General features: G+C 44.9%; 20 protein-coding genes and 2 tRNA genes. 12 read left to right on the top strand and 10 right to left on the bottom strand.

Annotation, left to right across the window (positions count from 1 at the left end):
* The 7 genes from glmU to GWK51_RS14120 all read right to left on the bottom strand — a co-directional run bounded on the left by glmU (position 1) and on the right by GWK51_RS14120 (position 5,597).
* On the bottom strand, positions 1–1,365 hold the full coding sequence (gene glmU / locus GWK51_RS14150) for a bifunctional UDP-N-acetylglucosamine diphosphorylase/glucosamine-1-phosphate N-acetyltransferase GlmU (RefSeq protein ID WP_161934186.1): 1,365 nt from the start codon (positions 1,363–1,365) through the stop codon (positions 1–3).
* 21 nt (positions 1,366–1,386) lie between these two features.
* Positions 1,387–1,935 carry a phosphatidylglycerophosphatase A family protein gene (locus tag GWK51_RS14145; protein WP_161934185.1) on the bottom strand — a complete coding sequence of 183 codons (549 nt, stop codon included), beginning with the start codon at positions 1,933–1,935 and terminating at the stop codon, positions 1,387–1,389.
* Positions 1,886–2,803, bottom strand: coding sequence for a thiamine-phosphate kinase (thiL, locus tag GWK51_RS14140; protein ID WP_161934184.1), 918 nt, complete (start codon positions 2,801–2,803; stop codon positions 1,886–1,888). The genes GWK51_RS14145 and thiL overlap by 50 nt, the downstream gene beginning before the upstream one ends.
* A gap of 17 nt (positions 2,804–2,820) precedes the next feature.
* On the bottom strand, positions 2,821–3,270 hold the full coding sequence (gene nusB, locus GWK51_RS14135; RefSeq protein WP_016165654.1) for a transcription antitermination factor NusB: 450 nt from the start codon (positions 3,268–3,270) through the stop codon (positions 2,821–2,823).
* A 3-nt stretch (positions 3,271–3,273) separates the two neighbouring features.
* Positions 3,274–3,744, bottom strand: a complete 471-nt coding sequence (gene ribH, locus GWK51_RS14130; RefSeq protein ID WP_016165653.1) for a 6,7-dimethyl-8-ribityllumazine synthase — start codon at positions 3,742–3,744, stop codon at positions 3,274–3,276.
* Between the two features lie 11 nt (positions 3,745–3,755).
* The gene (gene ribBA, locus GWK51_RS14125) at positions 3,756–4,877 is read right to left on the bottom strand and encodes a bifunctional 3,4-dihydroxy-2-butanone-4-phosphate synthase/GTP cyclohydrolase II (protein ID WP_142769783.1); all 1,122 of its coding nucleotides are present in this window, start codon (positions 4,875–4,877) and stop codon (positions 3,756–3,758) included.
* Positions 4,878–5,174: 297 nt separating this feature from the next.
* Positions 5,175–5,597: an Lrp/AsnC family transcriptional regulator gene (locus GWK51_RS14120; RefSeq protein WP_100242299.1), complete on the bottom strand. Its 423-nt coding sequence runs from the start codon at positions 5,595–5,597 to the stop codon at positions 5,175–5,177.
* A gap of 204 nt (positions 5,598–5,801) precedes the next feature.
* Between GWK51_RS14120 and GWK51_RS14115 the strand changes: the two genes are divergently transcribed.
* From GWK51_RS14115 to alr, 8 genes are all read left to right on the top strand, one after another.
* On the top strand, positions 5,802–7,073 hold the full coding sequence (locus GWK51_RS14115; protein WP_100242298.1) for a Glu/Leu/Phe/Val family dehydrogenase: 1,272 nt from the start codon (positions 5,802–5,804) through the stop codon (positions 7,071–7,073).
* A gap of 72 nt (positions 7,074–7,145) precedes the next feature.
* On the top strand, positions 7,146–8,363 hold the full coding sequence (locus GWK51_RS14110) for a bifunctional succinylornithine transaminase/acetylornithine transaminase (RefSeq protein ID WP_161934183.1): 1,218 nt from the start codon (positions 7,146–7,148) through the stop codon (positions 8,361–8,363).
* A 16-nt stretch (positions 8,364–8,379) separates the two neighbouring features.
* Positions 8,380–9,411 carry an arginine N-succinyltransferase gene (gene astA / locus GWK51_RS14105; protein ID WP_161934182.1) on the top strand — a complete coding sequence of 344 codons (1,032 nt, stop codon included), beginning with the start codon at positions 8,380–8,382 and terminating at the stop codon, positions 9,409–9,411.
* Entirely contained in the window at positions 9,411–10,880 is a 1,470-nt protein-coding gene (gene astD / locus GWK51_RS14100; RefSeq protein WP_161934181.1) for a succinylglutamate-semialdehyde dehydrogenase, read from the top strand. Before astA ends, astD begins: the two co-directional genes overlap by 1 nt.
* Positions 10,881–10,902: 22 nt before the next feature.
* Positions 10,903–12,243 carry an N-succinylarginine dihydrolase gene (gene astB, locus GWK51_RS14095; protein WP_161934180.1) on the top strand — a complete coding sequence of 447 codons (1,341 nt, stop codon included), beginning with the start codon at positions 10,903–10,905 and terminating at the stop codon, positions 12,241–12,243.
* A gap of 20 nt (positions 12,244–12,263) precedes the next feature.
* Entirely contained in the window at positions 12,264–13,241 is a 978-nt protein-coding gene (gene astE / locus GWK51_RS14090) for a succinylglutamate desuccinylase (RefSeq protein WP_161934179.1), read from the top strand.
* 405 nt (positions 13,242–13,646) lie between these two features.
* Entirely contained in the window at positions 13,647–15,146 is a 1,500-nt protein-coding gene (locus GWK51_RS14085; protein ID WP_161934178.1) for an amino acid permease, read from the top strand.
* Positions 15,147–15,206: 60 nt separating this feature from the next.
* Complete coding sequence (alr, locus tag GWK51_RS14080; RefSeq protein ID WP_161934177.1) at positions 15,207–16,433, top strand: alanine racemase; 1,227 nt, start codon at positions 15,207–15,209, stop codon at positions 16,431–16,433.
* Between the two features lie 103 nt (positions 16,434–16,536).
* Here the strand turns inward: alr and GWK51_RS14075 are convergent, their stop codons facing one another.
* The 3 genes from GWK51_RS14075 to GWK51_RS14065 form a co-directional block, all read right to left on the bottom strand.
* Entirely contained in the window at positions 16,537–17,478 is a 942-nt protein-coding gene (locus GWK51_RS14075) for a SphA family protein (RefSeq protein WP_161934176.1), read from the bottom strand.
* A 307-nt stretch (positions 17,479–17,785) separates the two neighbouring features.
* Positions 17,786–17,861 (bottom strand) — tRNA-Gly (locus tag GWK51_RS14070).
* Positions 17,862–17,900: 39 nt separating this feature from the next.
* Positions 17,901–17,976 (bottom strand) — tRNA-Gly (locus GWK51_RS14065).
* 199 nt (positions 17,977–18,175) lie between these two features.
* Between GWK51_RS14065 and GWK51_RS14060 the strand changes: the two genes are divergently transcribed.
* The 4 genes from GWK51_RS14060 (at position 18,176) to GWK51_RS14045 (ending at position 20,216) form a co-directional block, all read left to right on the top strand.
* Positions 18,176–18,484: a BolA family protein gene (locus tag GWK51_RS14060; protein ID WP_100242289.1), complete on the top strand. Its 309-nt coding sequence runs from the start codon at positions 18,176–18,178 to the stop codon at positions 18,482–18,484.
* Positions 18,485–18,499: 15 nt separating this feature from the next.
* Complete coding sequence (locus GWK51_RS14055) at positions 18,500–18,889, top strand: SirB2 family protein (protein WP_161934175.1); 390 nt, start codon at positions 18,500–18,502, stop codon at positions 18,887–18,889.
* A gap of 83 nt (positions 18,890–18,972) precedes the next feature.
* Entirely contained in the window at positions 18,973–19,812 is an 840-nt protein-coding gene (locus GWK51_RS14050; RefSeq protein ID WP_161934174.1) for a ParA family protein, read from the top strand.
* 14 nt (positions 19,813–19,826) lie between these two features.
* Positions 19,827–20,216, top strand: coding sequence for a hypothetical protein (locus GWK51_RS14045; RefSeq protein WP_161934173.1), 390 nt, complete (start codon positions 19,827–19,829; stop codon positions 20,214–20,216).
* Positions 20,217–20,377 lie beyond the last annotated feature (161 nt).

The following is a 20,377-nucleotide window of genomic DNA, read 5'->3' as shown; positions in this document are numbered from 1 at the left end:
TTATTTCTTCAATTTTTGTGGACGTTGAAAATTCTCTTTGATGAATTGTTTAGAGCGTTCAATGGCTAAACAATTATCTTCCACATCGCGGGTAATCACGGAACCTGCACCAACAGTTGCGCCGTTACCAATGCGGACAGGGGCAACCAGTGAGCTGTTGGACCCAATAAATGCTGCATCACCAATGATGGTTTTGAATTTGTTGGCACCATCATAGTTACAGGTAATGGTGCCTGCGCCAATATTTGAACCTGCACCAATTTCGGCATCGCCTAAGTAGGTAAAATGGTTGGCTTTCGAGCCTAAACCGACACTCGAGTTTTTGACTTCGACAAAGTTGCCGATATGCACTTCATTGGCGAGTTTCGCCCCTGGGCGTAAGCGTGCAAAAGGTCCAATTTGGGTATCTTCACCGACAATGGCTTGATCAAATAAACTGTAAGGTTGAACTTTAGTACCCGCCGCAATTTTGGTGTTCTTAATCACACAGCCTGCACCAATTTCAACAGCATCACCAAACTCACAGTCGCCTTCAATGATGACGTTAATATCGATACGTACATCTTGTCCAGCTTTGAGTGTGCCACGTAGATCAAAACGACTTGGATCAATTAAATGCACACCTTGTTGCATCAATTGTTTGGCTTGGAAGTTTTGAAATTGACGTTCAAGCGCTGCAAGTTGCATACGATCATTCACGCCTTCAACTTCAAATGCCATCTCAGGTTCAACCGAAGCCACTTCAAGACCATCAGCCAGTGCCATTGCGACAATATCAGTCAGGTAGTATTCGCCTTGGGCGTTATTGTTGTTGAGTTTTGGTAGCCATTGATGCAATTTGGTATTGCTGACACAGTAAATACCCGTGTTGATTTCTTGAATTTGGCGTTGTTGTTCGTTGGCATCTTTATGCTCAACAATCGCCTGAATTTGCCCATTTTCACGCACAATGCGTCCATAACCAGTGGCATCTTCGAGAGTCAAAGTCACCAAGCCAATGCCTGTTCCACGTGAAGCATCCAGTAATTTTTGTAATGTCGCTGGTGTGATACATGGTACATCTCCCGATAAAATCAGAGAAATACCGTCTTGTGGCAGCACAGGTAGGGTCATTTGTACCGCATGACCCGTGCCGAGTTGCTCGGCTTGTTCAACCCATTGCACGTGTTCATGCTTAAAATGTTGTTGTACTTGTTCACCGCCATGTCCATAGATGGTAATGATATGGTCAGCATTCAGTTGTTTGGCTGTGTCAATCACATGACCAAGTAAGGGGCGTCCTGCTAAGGGTTGTAAGACTTTGGGTAGCTGGGAACGCATACGAGTTCCTTTACCTGCAGCAAGAATAATCACAGAAGTTGTCATAACACACCTTACAAGCTGGCCTTAAGCCAGAGAAATATTGAGGTATATAAAAATACAGAGCGCTGCCCATAGCCCTGCAATAATGTCATCCAGCATGATGCCGAAGCCGCCATGCACTTGGCGATCAATCACGCGAATTGGCCATGGTTTCCACACATCAAACAGACGGAACAGTAAAAAACCGATCAATGCAGAGATGAGACTCATTTTTCCGAAGTAGATCAACGGTAATAATGTTATTGATTGACCCGCGAACTCGTCCCAGACAATGCGTCCATCGTCATGTACACCCATCACTTTGGCGGTTTGACCGCAAATATAGATGCCAATGAGTGACATCAGAATGATGGCGTATATGGAGTTGAGGAAGCCTAAATTCAACCACAGCGGAATAAAAAGCAGCGCAAATGCTGAACCAAAAGTACCTGGGGCTTTGGGTAATAAACCAGAGCCAAAACCGACGCCGCAAAATACAATACAGCGGTTCGACCAAGACATGTGGTTAAACTGAATTGGAGGTTTATGCAAAGTGTTGATACCCTTGAAATTGAAGCAGATGATCTTTGCCATCTTTTTCAAATGTAAGCCCAGTTGAATTTGTAATTGTTCCAATCACCGTAATTTTTACATCTAATTGTTGTTGCAAAAGCTGTTGGTAATTTTGCGGGCTTATTGTAAAGCATAACTCATAGTCATCGCCACCTGCGAGCGCGTATTGCCATTGTTGTGCTTGTGTTAATTGCTGCAAAGCGGGGGCAATCGGCAGTTGTTCTAGCTGTAAGCGCGCACCGATCTGTGACGCTTTAAGAATGTGTCCTAAATCTTGAGCCAGACCATCCGAGACATCAATCATGGCGGAAGCGAGACCTTTCAGCTGTTGTCCCAGCTGGCAGCGCGGGGTTGGATAGTCCAAACGTTGCTTTAAAGGGTGATCTGGATGTTGAAGCCCAAAAGATGCATCACCGACTTGACCGCTGACACAGATATAGTCGCCTACTTGTGCACCTGAGCGCTTTACGGCTTGATTGGTATCAATCCAGCCGAGAGCGGTCACAGAAATGGTGAGATGCGGGCTTTGGGTGGTGTCTCCACCAATTAAGCTCACACCAAATTGATCACAGCAATCATACAGTCCCTGACTAAAGTCTTTCAGCCAGTCATGATCAATTTGGGGTAGGCTCAATGCCAATAAGATACTCTGCGGTTTGGCACCCATTGCAGCAATATCGGAAAGATTGACGGCAACAGATTTCCAGCCAATGGCATGGGCAGGGGTATCGAGAGGAAAATGTCGTCCCGCAATCAAGGTATCGGTACAGATCACCAATTGTTGCTGCGGAGGTGGGGTAAGCACGGCTGAGTCGTCTCCGACACCTAAATCGACCGAATGCTGCTGCGCTCGATTAAAATAGGTCTCAATAATTGAAAACTCAGCCATACTACTTACTACACGTCTTATTGTGCTTGTTGCTTTTCTGCGGCACGAAGGCTGTTGGCTAAACGGTCCAATACACCATTGATGTATTTGTGACTGTCTGCACCGCCAAAGTGTTTTGCAAGCTCAATCGCTTCATCTAAAACCACGCGATACGGGATTTCAAGATGTTCTTTCAATTCGTAAGCACCCAAACGCAGTGTTGCAAGTTCAACACCGTCTAAGGCTTCGATTTGGCGATCCAGCACAGGAATAAGAAGCGCATCCAAAGCTTCATGATTGGCAACCACTTGAGTCAGCAATTCATGATAGTAGCTGAGGTCCACTTTATGCATGGCATTTTCAACACGCGTACGTGCTTCAATTTCATGCACTGGGTTGCGGCTCATTTGCCATTCATAAATGCCTTGTACAGCAAAACGACGTGCTTTACGTTTTGCAGCATAAGCGGCTTGGAGTGTTTGCGACATGCTTTAAATAGCCTTTAACAAGTTAACCATTTCAATTGCAGTAAGAGCAGCTTCGCTACCTTTATTACCTGCTTTTGTTCCAGAGCGTTCAATCGCTTGTTCAATGCTGTCCGTAGTCAATACACCATTAATGACTGGTAAACCCGTGTCTAAGCCTACAACGCCTAAACCTTTGGCACATTCACCTGCAACAAAGTCGAAGTGAGGCGTGCTACCACGAATCACAGCGCCTAGCGCGATGATGGCATCAAAACGATCAGAAGCAGCCAGTTTTTTCGCAACCACTGGAAGTTCCCATGCGCCTGGTGCATGAACAACAGTGATATTATCCTCTGATACACCATGACGTTTCAATGTATCAATTGCACCTTCGAGTAGATGTTCCACTACAAAGCTATTGAAACGACCAACTAAAATCGCGTAACGGCCTTCGCTCGCGAGATGTAATAAACCTTCAATTCGGCGAATCGCCATAGCAACCTCGATTATTTCGTTAATGTTTGTTGAGCGGTGACATATTCCACCACTTCAAGATTAAAACCTGATAATGCGTTGAAACGGAGCGGCGAACTGAGCAGCTTCATTTTTTCAACACCTAAATCACGTAAAATTTGTGCGCCGACACCAATGGTTTGGTATTGCTGTGACAATGCTGCACTAGATTTGGTTTTCTTCGGTGCAGTCAGACTGTCGAGGGCAGGACCCAAATCTTGCAAATGACGTTGACCAATCCACACCAGTACACCGCGATCACTTTGCGCGATTTCTTTTAACGCACGATCCAAGTTCCACGCAGGTTCACCATCTTGCTTGTTCAGTTTCAGCAAGTCGCGCGTCGGATTAAAACCGTGGACGCGCACTGTGGTAATACCATCTTTCGGCTCACCTTTGACCAAAGCCAAATGAATATCTGGGTTACCAATTTCACGGTAACGATACAGCTCAAATGTACCGTATTCGGTGTCGATGCTTTCCTGACCAAGACGCTCGACCGTTTGTTCATTGGTCATGCGGTAATGGATTAAATCAGCAATGGTCCCCATTTTAAGACCATGCTTTTCGGCAAAAATTTCTAAATCTGGTCGACGCGCCATGGTGCCGTCTTCTTTAATGATTTCACAAATCACAGAAGCGGGTTCTAAACCAGCAATACGGGCAAGGTCACAGCCTGCTTCGGTATGTCCCGCACGGTGCAATACACCACCCGGTTGTGCCATCAAGGGGAAGATATGTCCTGGCTGTACAATATCGCTGGGCTTGGCATGTGCAGCGACCGCAGTTTGAATGGTATGCGCACGTTCTGCCGCAGAAATACCTGTGGTAATGCCTTCTGCTGCTTCAATCGAGAGGGTGAAGTTGGTGGCATGTTGCGCACCATTGGCATCGACCATTAATGGTAAATTCAATTGCTGACAACGCTCACGACTTAAAGTGAGGCATACTAAACCGCGGGCATGCGTAATCATGAAGTTAATGTCTTCTGGACGGACATGCGTTGCTGCAATGACCAAGTCACCTTCATTTTCACGGTCTTCATCATCCATCAGGATGACCATTTTCCCTGCACGGATATCTGCTACAAGCTCTTCAACAGTATTGAGCGGCATCAATCTTCACCTTTCTATTCGTCTGCAAATCACTCAGGAATTTGCATTTTTGATTGTGGCATAGTCTAACGCTTTTTTAGACAGTTTGCCTATGCTTTTACTTTTCTGTACGTGAATTGTTATACACAGCCACGCACGACTTTAAAAGAGTTGAGCCACTTAAAAATGATCAAACGGTTAAACTCGCGGGGTCAAAATGGGCTGATATTGGAAAAGCTTTCACACATAACTCAGCTTTTCATCAGTTTTACACTTCTGGATCCACGGGTGCATCGTGTTGACCCATGCCATGGGTGATTAGGCTTTATAGGTCGAGAGCAAGATACTGGTTTCAGTATTGTAAATGCCTGAAATGGTTCGAATCCGTTCAAGGGTTTTATCAAAACTTTCTAAGCTGTCCGACTTCAACTCCACCAGCAAATCCCACTTGCCATTGGTGGTATGCAAAGTATGTACTGCAGGATCAATGCGGAGTTCTTTCACCACCGCACTGGTTTTGGTGCCTTCCACCATAATGTTCATCCATGCGCGAATAGTGTTTTTTTCACTGCCGGGTTTGAGGCGGACGGTATAACCGGTAATGATGCCGCTGGATTCTAAATATTCGATGCGTTTTTGCACTGTATTACGGGAAACACGCACCTTATTGGCGATATCGGTAATCGACATGCGGGCGTTATCCCGCAGTAAACCGAGAATTTGACTGTCCGTATCATTCACTTTGATTTTTCCTTTAAGCGTTTTGCTAAAATTTATTGCATTTTAATCAAAATTACAACTTTTTGGATTCGTTTTGATTTTTCATACTATGCGTACTGGGTAACACTCCAGTTGGAACTACACCGAGCTGAGGCGGTGTCCAATAGATGGAGTGTTTCCTACTTTTAATGGATTGGATCAACCAAATTCTCAGAGGATAAATCAATGTCTTTGTCGTATGAAATGGAAAACAGTGGCGCATGGCAAACCTACCTTGCTCAGATTAATCGTGTCGCACCTTACCTTGAAGAAGACTTAATCCCTTTTATCAATACATTAAAGCGTCCAAAGCGTGCGCTCATTGTTGATGTGCCTATCGTGATGGACGATGGTTCTATTCAGCATTTCGAAGGTTACCGTGTTCAGCACAACTTGTCGCGCGGACCAGGCAAGGGTGGTATTCGTTACCATCCAGATGTTGAACTGAATGAAGTGATGGCGCTCTCAGCGTGGATGACCATCAAAACTGCAGTATTAAACTTACCTTATGGCGGTGCCAAAGGTGGTATTCGTGTTGACCCGCGTAAATTGTCTCCGCGTGAGTTGGAGCGTTTAACCCGTCGTTTTACCAGCGAAATTAGCCCGATCATCGGTCCACAAAATGATATTCCTGCACCAGACGTAGGCACCAATGCCGACATTATGGGCTGGATGATGGATACCTATTCAAGCATCAAAGGTCATACCGTAACAGGTGTGGTGACTGGTAAGCCAGTTCATTTAGGTGGCTCTTTGGGTCGTGTCCGTGCAACCGGTCGTGGTGTATTTGTGACGGGTCTAGAAGTTGCCAAGAAAATCAACTTGCCACTTGAAGGCAGCCGTGTCGCAGTTCAAGGTTTTGGTAACGTGGGTAGCGAAGCCGCTTACTTGTTCCAAAAAGCCAATTCGAAAGTGGTGTGTGTACAAGACCATACTGGCACCATCTTTAACGAAAACGGTATCGATATTAAAGCATTACAAGATTACGTTGCGATTCACAAAGGGATTGCGGGTTATCCAGAAGCAAGCTTGATTGAAGATGACGCATTCTGGGCAGTAGAAATGGATATTTTAATCCCTGCTGCATTGGAAGGTCAGATCACCGTTGAACGTGCGCAAAAATTGACTGCGAAATTGATTTTGGAAGGTGCAAACGGTCCAACCTATCCAGAAGCAGAAGACATTCTTTTACAACGTCAAATCATGATCGTGCCAGACGTACTGTGTAACGCTGGTGGTGTAACCGTAAGTTACTTCGAATGGGTTCAGGACATGGCGAGCTATTTCTGGACTGAAGAAGAAATTAACGAGCGTTTAGACAAGCTCATGATCAAAGCGGTTGAAGACGTTTGGTATAAAGCCGACGAAAAAGACTGCAGCTTGCGTACCGCAGCGTACATCTTGGCGTGTGAGCGCATTTTGAAAGCACGTAAAGAGCGCGGAATTTTCCCGGGTTAAGGGGAAATTTCACGCTGCTGAAGTGTGAACTGAAGAAACATTAACGTCAGATTTATTAAGGAAGAACATACCATGAACCAGAATAACCAACCAAGTCGCCAAGATTTTAATCAGTATATGGTGCCTGTTTTTGCACCCGCTCAATTTATTCCTGTGCGCGGTGAAGGTTCTCGTTTATGGGATCAGCAAGGTAAAGAATATATCGATTTTGCAGGTGGCATTGCGGTAAATGCGCTTGGGCATGCACATCCAGTTGCGGTCAAAGCCTTGATCGAACAGGGTCAGAAGTTATGGCATATCGGTAACGGCTATACCAATGAACCTGTACTGAACCTTGCAAAACAATTGGTTGACAGTACCTTTGCCGATAAAGTGTTCTTCTGTAACTCTGGTGCAGAAGCCAATGAAGCGGCTTTGAAACTTGCGCGCAAAGTGGGCCTACTTTCAGGCTCTGCGCGCAAGAACAAGATTATTGCATTTAAAAATGCCTTCCACGGTCGTACCTTATTTACGGTATCGGCAGGTGGTCAACCGAAATATTCACAAGACTTTGCACCACTGCCAGAAGGCATTCAACATCTTCCATTCAATGATTTGGACGCAGCACGTGCAGCCATTGATGCGGACACTTGCGCGGTAATTGTTGAGCCGATTCAAGGTGAAGGTGGTGTGATCACAGCAAAACCTGAATTCCTAAAAGGCTTGCGTGAATTGTGTGATCAACACGGCGCAGTGCTGATTTTTGATGAAGTGCAAACTGGTGTGGGTCGTACAGGGGCGCTATATGCCTACATGAACACTGAAGTGACACCTGACATTTTAACCACAGCCAAAGCATTGGGTGGTGGTTTCCCAATCGGTGCCATGATTACCACGGATAAATACGCCAATATGTATGCGGTGGGTGATCACGGTACAACTTATGGCGGTAACCCATTGGCCTCTGCTGTCGCGAATGCCGTGTTTGGTTTCATCAATACGCCTGAAGTGTTGAATGGTGTACGTACCCGTGCGCAAATTTTTGCAGATGGCTTAAAGCGTTTAAATGAACGTTTTGGCCTGTTTGAAGAAGTTCGTGGTCAAGGTTTATTGATTGGTTGCGTACTCAAAGCGGAATATGCAGGTAAAGCCAAAGACATCGTGACCCTTGCAGGTGAAGAAGGTCTATTGGCACTGGTTGCAGGTCCAAATGTGGTTCGTTTCACCCCATCTTTAATTATTCCTGAAGCAGATATCGAAGCAGGTCTACAACGTTTCGAGCGTGCACTCGCACGTTTTGTTGGCGCGTGATAGGCGGCCACTGCTGATGATGATTGTTAGACATGCAGAGCTTCGAGATCTAGATGATATCTTCATTCTGGCAGGGAAGTCGGGCGTTGGCTTGACTTCTTTACCGCAGAATAAAGAGATCTTATCGGCTCGAATTGCACGCACACAAAAGACTTTACAAGGTCAAGCTGCGCCAAGTGAGCAAGGTTATTTATTTGTTTTGGAAGATACGCAAGAGCAGCGTGTAGTGGGCGTGAGTGCCATTGAAGTTGCTGTGGGTCTGACGGAACCATTTTATAACTTCCATGTGGGCAAGCAAGTCCATGCCTCACAGGCTCTGAATGTTTATAAAGCTTTAGATACGCTGTTTTTAAGTAATGACCTGACGGGTTGTAGCGAACTCTGCACGCTGTTTTTAGATCCAGATTACCGCAAAGACCAGAACGGAAAATTACTGTCCAAAATTCGTTTTCTGTTTATCGCAGCTTTCCAGCAGGCGTTTCAAAACACCCTGATTGCGGAAATGCGCGGTTATTCAGATGAAATGGGTCGATCACCGTTTTGGGATGCGTTGGGCAATCACTTCTTCAATATGGACTTTTCCACTGCGGACTATCTCAGTGGTATTGGGCAAAAAGTCTTTATTGCGGAATTGATGCCACGCTTCCCTGTTTATACCGATTTACTGCCTTTGGCAGCACAGCAAGTGATTGCGCAACTTCATCCACATACCGTTCCAGCCGCTCGCGTTTTGGAGTCGGAAGGTCTGCGCTATCAAGGTTATGTCGATATTTTTGATGCAGGTCCAACGCTAGAAGCCGAAGTGAAAAACTTACGTGCAGTGAAAGATAGCCGTACCTGTGCCGTGAAAATCGTGCCGAACTTGCCAGAAGCGACAGGTCGCTATTTGGTGGCGAATGATCGTTATCTCGATTATCGCGCCATCTTAATCCAACATGCTGCTGAAGCAGACAGTTTAAGTTTAACGGCTGAACAAGCCTATGCCCTTGGCGTACAAGCCGGGCAAAGTATTCGTATGTTGCCTTTAGACAAAGCGGAGCAAAAATAATGTCACAAGGAAATTTATATATTAATGGGACATGGTCTCCAGCGCAGGGTGCAGCATGGAACAAACTCGATCCTGTTTCTCAAGAAGTGATTTGGCAAGGTGCTGAAGCGACTGCGGCTCAAGTTGAGCAAGCCTGTCAGTCCGCGCGTGCAGCCTTTGCTGCATGGGCGCGTCGTCCACTTGCAGAGCGCATTGAAGTGATTCACCGCTTTGCCAGCTTGTTAGAACAAAATAAACAACAGTTAGCAACGATCATCAGTCGTGAAACCAGTAAACCAATCTGGGAAACCCTGACTGAAGTGCAGTCGATGATTGCCAAAGTCGCAATTTCAATTCGTGCTTACCATGAGCGTACGGGCGAAAGCATCACCGAAATGGCGGATGGTGCTGCATCTTTACGTCACCGTCCACATGGGGTGTTGGCTGTATTTGGTCCCTATAACTTCCCGGGTCACTTGCCGAATGGTCATATTGTACCAGCGCTGATTGCGGGCAATAGCATTGTATTCAAACCTAGTGAACTAACGCCGTGGACTGCGGAAGAAACCGTGAAGTTATGGCATGAAGCAGGTTTGCCAGCAGGTGTCTTGAACTTGGTACAAGGCGGTCGCAGTACCGGTGAAGCACTGGCGCAATCACATGAGATTGACGGCTTGCTATTCACGGGTAGCGCGAATACTGGTTACCACTTGCATAAGCAATTGGCAGGTGCGCCAGAAAAAATTCTTGCGTTAGAAATGGGCGGCAACAATGCATTAATTATCGATGAAATTACCGATATTGATGCGGTGGTGAACTTAACCATTCAATCTGCCTTTATTTCGGCAGGTCAGCGTTGTACTTGTGCACGCCGTTTGATTATCAAAAATGGTGCTGCAGGCGATGCTTTCATTCAGCGTCTGGTTGAAGTGAGCCGCAACTTGGTGGTGGGTCAGTGGGATGCACAGCCACAACCGTTCATGGGTGGTGTGATTTCATTACAGGCTGCACAGCAGATTTTACAGGCACAGCAACGTTTAGTGGATTTGGGCGCTGAGGTGTTATTGCCTGTGACGCAAGCCGATCCAAACAGCAGCTTGTTAAGCCCAGGTCTTTTAGAAGTGACCAAGGTCAACAATGTACCAGACGAAGAATATTTTGGTCCATTGAGCTGTATCTATCGTTATGACCATTTTGATGAAGCTTTAGCGCTTGCGAATGCAACACGTTTTGGCTTGTCAGTAGGTTTAGTTTCACCAGATCGTGAACTGTTCGAGCGTTTATTGATTGAAGCGCGTGCAGGCATCGTGAACTGGAACAAACCATTAACAGGTGCTTCGAGTGCCGCGCCGTTTGGTGGTGTGGGTGCGTCGGGTAACCATCGTGCCAGCGCGTTCTATGCGGCAGATTATTGCGCATGGCCAATGGCATCACTGGAAAGTCAGCAGGTAAGTCTACCTGAAAAATTATCGCCAGGCATTGTGCTGTAGTCGACGGATAGGGAGTTTAGAAATGTCAGGCTATGAAATTAATTTTGATGGTTTAGTTGGTCCAACGCATCACTATGCAGGATTGTCATTCGGGAACGAAGCATCGACTAAAAACCGTAATAACGTATCGAATCCGAAGTTGGCAGCCAAACAAGGCCTGTTAAAGATGAAAGCTTTGGCAGACATGGGCTTAAAGCAAGGTGTATTTGCACCGCAAGAACGCCCGCATGTGCCAACTTTACGTAAATTGGGCTTCCGTGGTGATGATCACAGCGTCATTGAACAAGCGATGCGTACTTCGCCAGAGTTGTTGTCTGCGCTAAGTTCAGCTTCATGCATGTGGACGGCCAATGCAGCAACGGTATCACCGTCAGCAGACAGTGCAGATGGTCGCGTGCATTTTACTGCGGCAAACTTGAACAACAAATTCCACCGTTCAATTGAGCATGAAACCACATCACGCGTGATGGCTGCGATGTTTAATGATGAGCGTCACTTTGCACATCACGAAGCTTTACCACCAGTGGCATTGTTCGGTGATGAAGGCGCGGCGAACCATAACCGTTTAGGCGGTGCTTATGATCAAGCCAGCGTACAAGTGTTTGTCTATGGTCAGCAGTTCATGGGTGGTGGTGTAGGTCCAAAACGCTATCCTGCTCGTCAATCGCTTGAGGCGAGTGAAGCAGTGGCGCGTTTACATCAGTTGAAAGCCGAACAAACTGTGTTTGTACAACAGCATCCAGATGTGATTGACCAAGGGGTCTTCCACAACGATGTGATTGCGGTGAGTAACCAAAATGTCTTGTTTCATCATCAACATGCCTTCTTGAACCAAACGGAAGCTTTGGCCGAAATTCGTGAAAAAATGGCGCGTTTGGGTCAAGAGTTTGTGTCCATTGAAGTACCTGATCAGCGTGTTTCAGTGAAAGATGCGGTGAATACTTATTTATTCAATAGTCAATTGCTCACGCGTGCCGATGGCGGTATGAGCATTGTGGTGCCTGAAGAATCCCGTCAAAACCAAGCGGTATGGAGCTACTTGAACGACATGATTCAAATGGGTACCCCAATTGATGACATTAAAGTCTTCGACCTACGTGAAAGTATGCGTAACGGTGGCGGTCCTGCATGTTTACGTTTACGTGTTGCAGTGAACGAAGCAGAGCTGAAGGCGATTAATCCGAATCTGTTCATGAATGATGCTTTGTTTACTCGCTTAAATGCATGGGTAGATCAGCATTACCGTGATGAATTAGCGCAACAAGATTTGGCAGATCCGCACCTATTGATCGAAAGCCGTACAGCCTTAGATGAATTGACGCAAATCTTGGGCTTAGGCTCGGTGTATCACTTCCAACGTTAATCAGCAGGCAGGGACAGCAGATGATGGATTTTTTAAAAAGTGTTTTAGAGCAAAAAGTACCGACCTCAACTCGAGGGGTACAGGATGACTTTAGCTGGGAATGGCTGGCTGAAGGCGTACTATCTTTTACGCCAAAACAGGATTATGAAAAAGCCATCGTGTTGTCTGCAGGTGTGCATGGCAATGAAACTGCGCCGATCGAGTTATTGGCGCAGATCAGTCAGGATATTTTTACAGGTGCATTACCACTCAAGGTCAAATTGTTATTGATCTTGGGTAATCCTGTCGCGATTCGTTCAGGTCAACGTTATGTTGAAAATGACATGAATCGCATGTTCTGCGGGGCACATCAGCAATTTGCAGAGACTTTTGAAGCGCAGCGTGTGGCAGAGCTGGAACAATTAGTGGCTGATTTTTATCGATCTAGCCCTGAACAGGTCAAGCGCTATCACTATGATTTACATACGGCTATTCGTCCGTCTTTGCTTCCGACTTTCGCTTTATTCCCTTATCAAACCCATCGTTATGATGCGGTGATGTTGGACTGCTTAAGTGCAGCGGAACTGGATGCCTTGGTGTATCACAATGCCGCAGGGCGAACCTTTACCCACTATACCAGCTCAAGATTTCAGGCAGCGAGTTCAACCCTTGAACTCGGTCATGCCAAACCTTTTGGTCAAAATGATTTATCGGCTTTTACAGCGATTGATCAAGTGTTGCGCGCGGTCGTGACAGAGCAGGCATTACCTGTACGTCAAAAGCAAGCAATCAAAAACTTTCGTGTCGTCGATTCGATTATCAAAACTGAAGATGACTTTCAGCTCAATCTTGCTGATTCTGCCCCAAATTTTTCAACGTTCCAATCTGATGCGGTTATTGCACTACAACAGGGCAAACCCTATGTAATTGCACCAGAACAGGTCTGGATTTTATTTCCAAATACCCAAGTGAAAAAGGGCTTAAGAGCAGGTTTGATATTAACTGAGCTTCGTGCGTGATTATTCGTGTCGATTTATTAAATATGATGATGGTGGTTTATCGAACTTAAATCGTTAAATTAATTTTCAATGGAATTGAATATATGGATATTGTAAAAAATATTAATTCAATATTGACATCCAGTGATTATAAGTCCGCTTGTAGTCACTGGATAAACTCGTTTCGAGTTTTTGTTAAGCTATTGTATTTCAATATAAAATTAATTAAATTGGCATAGCTTTTGCAATCTGTGTTGTGGTTATTTGGTTGCTGTGATTGAAGTGTAAGAACAGGGCTAAATAATAAAATTAATGTTATTGAAAGATAATATGTAGCTTAATTTTGGACTGTAATGAAATAACGGACTTATTTTATTTTAGTCCCATATTTACACCCGATTTGGGCTGTAAATTGGAGTAAAAAACATGATGAATGGAAAAAAACTCACTCAGTCAAATGAACCGTTAGAGGGCGATTTACTGGGCGGACATCATTACGACGCAGCTGGAGAAGAACAACTCGATCGTTCTCTCAGTAATCGCCATATTCAAATGATTGCGATTGGCGGAGCCATCGGAACAGGTCTATTTATGGGTTCGGGGCAAACCATTGCCAATTCTGGAACCTCAGTCATTTTGACTTATATGATCGTTGGCTTTGTCTTGTTTTTTGTCATGCGTGCCATGGGCGAGTTGCTGCTTTCCAACACCAACTATAAGTCATTTGTGGATTTTGCTACGGATTATCTCGGTCCTTGGGCAGGCTACTTTTTGGGCTGGACCTACTGGCTTAGTTGGGTCATTACTGCCATTGCCGATATTATCGCGATTGGTGGTTACATGCAGTTCTGGTATCCCGACTTACCTGTGTGGATTCCTGCTTTGGCTACTATCACCATTTTGACCGTGCTGAACTTACTGACGGTAAAAATGTTTGGTGAAACCGAGTTTTGGTTTGCCATGATTAAGATTGTGGCGATTGTGGCCTTTTTAATCTTGGGTATTAGCTTGGTGGTGATGGGCTTTGTATCTCCAAATGGGGTCAAGGCATCTTTCTCGCATATCACTGATCCTGATGCGTTTTTACCGCATGGTGTGACAGGTTTCTTGGCGGGATTCCAGATGGCAGTGTTTGCTTTCTTGGGTATTGAATTGGTCGGTACCACTGCAGCAGAAACCAAAAACCCAGAAAAATCATTACCTAAAGCCATTAATTCAATTCCTTGGCGCATTCTGTTGTTCTATGTGGGTGCTTTATTGGTCATCATTTCCGTGACTTCATGGCATCAAGTTGATCCAGGTAAAAGTCCATTTGTGGCCATGTTCCAATTGGTCGGGCTTACAGCGGCTGCTGCTGTGGTGAACTTTGTGGTGGTGACGTCGGCGATGTCTTCGGCAAACAGTGGTATCTTTGCCACCAGTCGTATGTTGTATGGCTTGGCGGTTGAGAAAGATGCACCGCAACGCTTTAGAACCTTGTCTAAAGGTAAAGTGCCTGTACAAGCGCTGTTGTGCTCGATGATTTGTGTCTTTATCGGTACGCTAATTCTGTTTGTTACGCCAAACGTCATGTCTGCCTTTAATATTGTGACGGCATTGACCTCAATTTTGACTGTATTTGCTTTTGGTATGATCCTCGCATCGTATCTGGCTTATCGTAAAAAGCGTCCTGATTTGCATGCGCAGTCTGTTTATAAAATGCCTGCGGGTATTTTTATGAGCTGGTTTGGTATCGCATTTATGGTGTTTGTGGTTGCGATTTTATGTCTCGATCATGATACGCGTATTTCACTGTTTGTTTCACCACTTTGGTTTATCGGTTTATGGATTGCTTACAAGCGTCGTAAACGTCAAGACAGCGAACGCACTTGGATTTTAGAGCATGGTCGTCGCATTGATCATGATGAAGTATCTGAAAATAATTAATGATGCATGAGAGAGGGAATTTCCCCTCTCTTTTTTTATAACGACGAAGAGGGATTTGTCTTGAAAAAAGTAACATTATTGGCATGTATGTTGGGGGCGGGACTGCTAAATATGAGCAGTACCATGGCTGCACCAATGTTGACATCACATATTTCTTCGACACAAGCAACAGCTCCACAAGCCAATGCTTGGGTGGAAATTAATGTGCAGGCCTTTGAGCAAAACATTCAAACTTTGCAGCAGCAATTGCAGGATAAAAGCCAAATTTGTGCCGTGATGAAAGCCGATGCCTATGGACATGGTATTCAGTTGCTAATGCCAAGCATTATCAAGCTGAATGTGCCCTGTGTGGGCATCACCAGTAATGCGGAAGCAGCGATGGTACGCCAATCAGGTTATCAAGGTCGCATTTTAAGATTGCGTGCAGCAACCGATCAGGAAATTCAAAATGCAGCTTCACTCAAGATGGAAGAATTGTTCGGCAACTACGAGCAGGCACAGCGCATTTCCGCTTGGGCAAAACAGCAAGGCATAACGGTTGCTTACCATCTAGGCTTGAATGCTGGCGGTATGGATCGTAATGGTTTGGAGCTGAACACCGAGCAAGGCAAGCAGCAAGCGTTCAACATGACCAAATTACCGAACCTGAAACTGGTGGGCATCATGACGCACTATGCAGTGGAAGATGAAAAATATGTGCGTGAGCATTTGGCGATTTTTAATCAGCAAACCGATTGGTTGATTAAAAAAGCCAAACTCAAGCGTGAAGCCTTGACCTTGCATACTGCCAATTCATTTGCCACATTAACCGTACCAGAGTCGCATTTAGATATGGTGCGTGCGGGCGGTGTGATTTATGGCGACAGTATTCCGGATCGTGTCGAATATAAAAAGTTGATGACCTTTAAAACCCAAGTCGCAACAGTGAATGCCTATTTAAAAGGTACCACGGTTGGCTATGACCAGACCTATACCTTAAAGCGTGATTCGTTGTTGGCGAACTTGCCGATGGGCTATTCGGATGGCTACCGCCGTGCATTTAGTAATAAAGCCTATGTGCTGATTCGTGGACATAAAGTCCCTGTTGTGGGGCGTACTTCCATGAATACCACCATGGTGGATGTCACCGATTTCCCTGATATTCGTGCCAGCGATGAAGTGGTCTTGTTTGGTCAGCAGGGCAATGAAACTGTAAAACAAAGTGATTTGGAAGACTACAATGGTGCGCTGCTTGCAGACGTATATACCATGTGGGGCAATTCTAATCCTAAAATTGCCGTGCGATAAATTGGCTAAAACCCGTTAAAAATCATTACCCCATGCTTGAGTCATCAGGCAAGGGGTATTTTTATATGCACATCTAGAGGGTCAGTTGATGATCCATCAAAGCTTAATATTGATAGTTGATGGTCAGTTGATAGGCCTCACCTTCAGGGCGGTTTTTCACATCAAATTCATAGATCCCGCGTAGTGATGCAGAAAGTCCTGTGCTTTGGCTGAGTTTTTTGTCGTAGGTCAAAATTGGACCAGCACCTAAAGCACGACCTTGGAAGCCATTCAGGCGGTCTGCCAGACGACCATCATCATCAGTGGTTTGTTCAATCCAGCCAAACACTGCACCCACGCCTAAACCATCACTTCCCAAATCACCAAAGCGTTTTAAACCGAGGACGTCAAGGCGGAAAATATCGCCACTGGTATAATCGGTGGCATCATTTTTGGTGTACATCTCGTAGGCCATATTGCTGCTGAATTCTGCATTGATGCTAGGGAAAATGTGAGTGTAGGCAAAGTTAGGAATAAAGGTCCAAGTATTTTGCCCTGCATTGCTGAGCCGATCCGTATCATAGCTGCCTGTCGGTGCATAAATGGAAACACCAAACAGGGCGTGCGTAGTTGGGCTAAAGTGATAGTTCATCATTAGTGGTGAAAATATGGCATCCCCGATTTTGGTCGAGTCATCACTACGGTTTAAATTATTCACATAGGCATTGATATCGGTATATTGCACAGGAATGCCGACTGTGGTTGCTAAGCTCCATTTGTCATGGGTATTCCACACAAAAATCCCGTTAATGAGATTGTAAGAGACTTTATAGTCTAGCCCAGCGGTAATTTGCCCTGAGATCGGGGCATTGCGCGAGGCTTCAATATTGCCATCATAGTAAATGCTGGAAACGGTGAGTACGCCGCCTTCTTGAATCGGTAAAATACCATTCATGGGTTGTACTTGCATGCCTGTAATCGGACGTCCAATACCGCCTTCAGTCGCGAAAACCTGTTGTGTAGAGCATAGTGTGAGGAGAATACCGAGCGCGTGTTTGTAGTTCATGTGATGGGGTCCTTATTCGTAAGTTAGCTGGACTGTTTTATCGTTATGGCTATTTTTTAAACTTATTGTGACATGTATACATTAGAATGCTTTGCTCGTCCAACCCACATTTCAATTTACGATTGAAGTAAGATTGTGATGACAGTTGAGAATTCAGAAAAGATTGAAGTGAGATCCATCATCCAGAATTTCTAAACGGGAATAACTTTATGGAAAGTGGGCTGTTTTAAGCGTTGCAGGGGGGGGGTGAAATTTTTATTGTATAAATAAAAAAGCCCTAATCTTTCGACTAGGGCTTTTTTGAATCTGGAGCGGGAAACGAGACTCGAACTCGCGACCCCAACCTTGGCAAGGTTGTGCTCTACCAACTGAGCTATTCCCGCATATTGAGCAGTTTTTTCTAAAACTTACACTAAAAAATTTGGAGCGGGAAACGAGACTCGAACTCGCGACCCCAACCTTGGCAAGGTTGTGCTCTACCAACTGAGCTATTCCCGCATGCCGTGTATAATACAGTATGAAAAATCATGGTCAATATGTTTCTGAAAAAACTTGTATCAATTGCATAAAATAAAAGCATTTTATGTCATATTTTTTAAAAATTTGCGCTTGTAGTCACAAAAAATGCGTGTTGATACAAAACCGACAGGTAGAACCGCTATACTGTAAGCAACTGAAAAGATAAAGGCAGAGTACCATGAGCTTAGAATTACAACTGCGCGACCGTTTACAGCAATTAGCTCCGACTTATTTAGAAATTGTGAATGAGTCTTCGGGACATGGTGGTTATTTCCCTGGTAAAGAATCGCATTTTAAGGTGGTGATTGTCAGCGAAGCCTTCGATGGCTTACGTTTAGTTCAACGTCATCAGAAAATTTATGCGGCTGTGGGAGATTTATTGGCACCGAGTCGCATTCATGCCTTAGCCATTCATGCCTTTGTGGAATCGGAATGGCAAGGACAAGACACCTCAAGCCCTGAATGTGCGCATGCACCTAAGAACTAAGGATATTGAGTCTTTATGGATGCACAAATGTTATTAACGCTGCATTGGGTAGCGGTGATACTGGCAGGTGTGGCAATTTTGAGCCGCGCATGGAGTTTATTTTCGGGAACTGAAGGCAATATGCCGAATCCAGCGGCACGTAAAGTTTTTGTCGCGGTGCAGCACAGTGCCATGACCCTGTTGATTCTGACGGGTGTTGCCTTGCTGGTCATGAAAGGTTTTGAGGTACAGTCTTGGTTTTATGCCAAAATCATTCTGTTTGTAGTGCTGTTGTCTTCTTTAAGCAAAGCCTATAAAAAACAGGATCAGGTTCTGTTGGCGCAGCGCCGTGCAGGCTTGTTTTTGGCTGTGGTGGCGTTTATTTCCATCTTGGGTTTGGTGATGATTCAGCCAAATTTCGGCTGATTGTCGGACATAATCTTAAACGATAAAAATATGATCGATTACACTGCTGAACGATCACAAATAAAAATTGAGGGAGGGGGCATATGCGGACACGTGTGGTATTTAATCAGAAAGGCGGGGTAGGCAAGTCAAGTATTACAGTCAATCTGGCTGCCATTAGTGCTCATCAGGGGCTAAAAACACTGGTGATTGATTTGGATCCGCAAGCCAACTCCAGTCAGTATTTATTGGGAGATGATGCGACCTATTCGGTGGATAAGCCTGCATTAGAACCCAATGTTGAAAACTACTTTGAAGAAGTGTTGGGCACAACCCAAACCAAAGCAGGCTTATTGGGCAATGCGATTGGCTCTTTACTGAAGAATCGCCCCAAAGGGCTGGAAAGTTATGTGCATCAGACCCCGTTTAAACTATTGGATGTGATTCCTGCGAGTCCGAGTCTGGGTACGTTGGCCTATGCTTTAGAAGCCAAACACAAAATTTATAAATTACGCGATGCCTTGAAGTTACTGGAAGGCAAATATGACCGTGTTTATATTGATACGCCGCCAGCGTTTAACTTTTTTACCTTGTCTGCTCTGATTGCTGCCGATCGCGTGTTGATTCCTTTTGATTGTGATGTGTTCTCGAAGCGGGCCTTACAAAGCCTCATTGAAAATGTGATTGAAACCCAAGATGATCATAATGACCAGTTGGAAATTGAAGGCATTGTGGTGAATCAGTATCAAGCACAAGCCAAGTTGCCGCGTGAAGTGGTGCAGCAACTGAAAGATGAAGGCTTACCAGTATTGGAAAATATGTTGCCACCTTCGGTGCTGATGAAAGAATCCCATCATCAAAACCTGCCATTAATTCATTTGGCTAAAGATCATAAATTGACGCAGGCCTATCTTTCATTGTTCAATGAAATTGAGCAAAAATAAGATTGAGAAAACAGATGAAAAAAATAGCTTTATCTATCCTTGCTGCCAGTAGCCTATTGCTGACCGCGTGTGCCACTACGGTAAAACCGACTTATGTTTCTCCAACGCAATATCAGTCATTGAACTGTCAACAATTACAGGCAGAGTATGACCGTATTCAACAATATTTAGACCAAGGTGTATCAACTGCGAAACGGACTGGTGTCGGGGTAGATGTTGGCTTGGGCGGTGGCTGGAGCCATGGTGGAGGCTGGGGCTTTGGTCCAAGTGTTTCATTAAATATGGGGCAGTCTTCAAACACCAAAAAGACCGAAATCTCGCGTTTAATGGGTCAGCAAGATGCCATTGTTCAGGCAGCTCAGTTTAAAAACTGTCCAATTCAAGTGGTGCCAAGAACTTCATAAGGGTCGTTTTCACCCTCTGTCGACGAGTCAAGAAAATGATCGAGGGTGAAAGTTTTTCAAAATATTTCAGATATAAATATAATATAAATAAAAACTTAGCGTAAATTTTGGGGTTGAATGAAACCCAGAGGTTCTCAATTTAGACTGAGCTTGGCTTGTTC

Origin of the sequence: Acinetobacter kanungonis (genome assembly GCF_009939195.1) — a bacterium.
Taxonomy (GTDB): Bacteria; Pseudomonadota; Gammaproteobacteria; order Pseudomonadales; family Moraxellaceae; genus Acinetobacter; species Acinetobacter kanungonis.
This window is presented reverse-complemented; position numbering and strand designations above follow the sequence as displayed.

Excerpts from the sequence above, each read along its gene's own strand:
- glmU (WP_161934186.1), bottom strand. The coding sequence starts at position 1,365 with ATGACAACTTCTGTGATTATTCTTGCTGCAGGTAAAGGAACTCGTATG.
- GWK51_RS14145 (WP_161934185.1), bottom strand. The coding sequence starts at position 1,935 with ATGGCAAAGATCATCTGCTTCAATTTCAAGGGTATCAACACTTTGCAT.
- thiL (WP_161934184.1), bottom strand. The coding sequence starts at position 2,803 with ATGGCTGAGTTTTCAATTATTGAGACCTATTTTAATCGAGCGCAGCAG.
- nusB (WP_016165654.1), bottom strand. The coding sequence starts at position 3,270 with ATGTCGCAAACACTCCAAGCCGCTTATGCTGCAAAACGTAAAGCACGT.
- ribH (WP_016165653.1), bottom strand. The coding sequence starts at position 3,744 with ATGGCGATTCGCCGAATTGAAGGTTTATTACATCTCGCGAGCGAAGGC.
- ribBA (WP_142769783.1), bottom strand. The coding sequence starts at position 4,877 with ATGCCGCTCAATACTGTTGAAGAGCTTGTAGCAGATATCCGTGCAGGG.
- GWK51_RS14115 (WP_100242298.1), top strand. The coding sequence starts at position 5,802 with ATGTCTTTGTCGTATGAAATGGAAAACAGTGGCGCATGGCAAACCTAC.
- GWK51_RS14110 (WP_161934183.1), top strand. The coding sequence starts at position 7,146 with ATGAACCAGAATAACCAACCAAGTCGCCAAGATTTTAATCAGTATATG.
- astA (WP_161934182.1), top strand. The coding sequence starts at position 8,380 with ATGATGATTGTTAGACATGCAGAGCTTCGAGATCTAGATGATATCTTC.
- astD (WP_161934181.1), top strand. The coding sequence starts at position 9,411 with ATGTCACAAGGAAATTTATATATTAATGGGACATGGTCTCCAGCGCAG.
- astB (WP_161934180.1), top strand. The coding sequence starts at position 10,903 with ATGTCAGGCTATGAAATTAATTTTGATGGTTTAGTTGGTCCAACGCAT.
- astE (WP_161934179.1), top strand. The coding sequence starts at position 12,264 with ATGATGGATTTTTTAAAAAGTGTTTTAGAGCAAAAAGTACCGACCTCA.
- GWK51_RS14085 (WP_161934178.1), top strand. The coding sequence starts at position 13,647 with ATGATGAATGGAAAAAAACTCACTCAGTCAAATGAACCGTTAGAGGGC.
- GWK51_RS14075 (WP_161934176.1), bottom strand. The coding sequence starts at position 17,478 with ATGAACTACAAACACGCGCTCGGTATTCTCCTCACACTATGCTCTACA.
- GWK51_RS14060 (WP_100242289.1), top strand. The coding sequence starts at position 18,176 with ATGAGCTTAGAATTACAACTGCGCGACCGTTTACAGCAATTAGCTCCG.
- GWK51_RS14055 (WP_161934175.1), top strand. The coding sequence starts at position 18,500 with ATGGATGCACAAATGTTATTAACGCTGCATTGGGTAGCGGTGATACTG.
- GWK51_RS14050 (WP_161934174.1), top strand. The coding sequence starts at position 18,973 with ATGCGGACACGTGTGGTATTTAATCAGAAAGGCGGGGTAGGCAAGTCA.
- GWK51_RS14045 (WP_161934173.1), top strand. The coding sequence starts at position 19,827 with ATGAAAAAAATAGCTTTATCTATCCTTGCTGCCAGTAGCCTATTGCTG.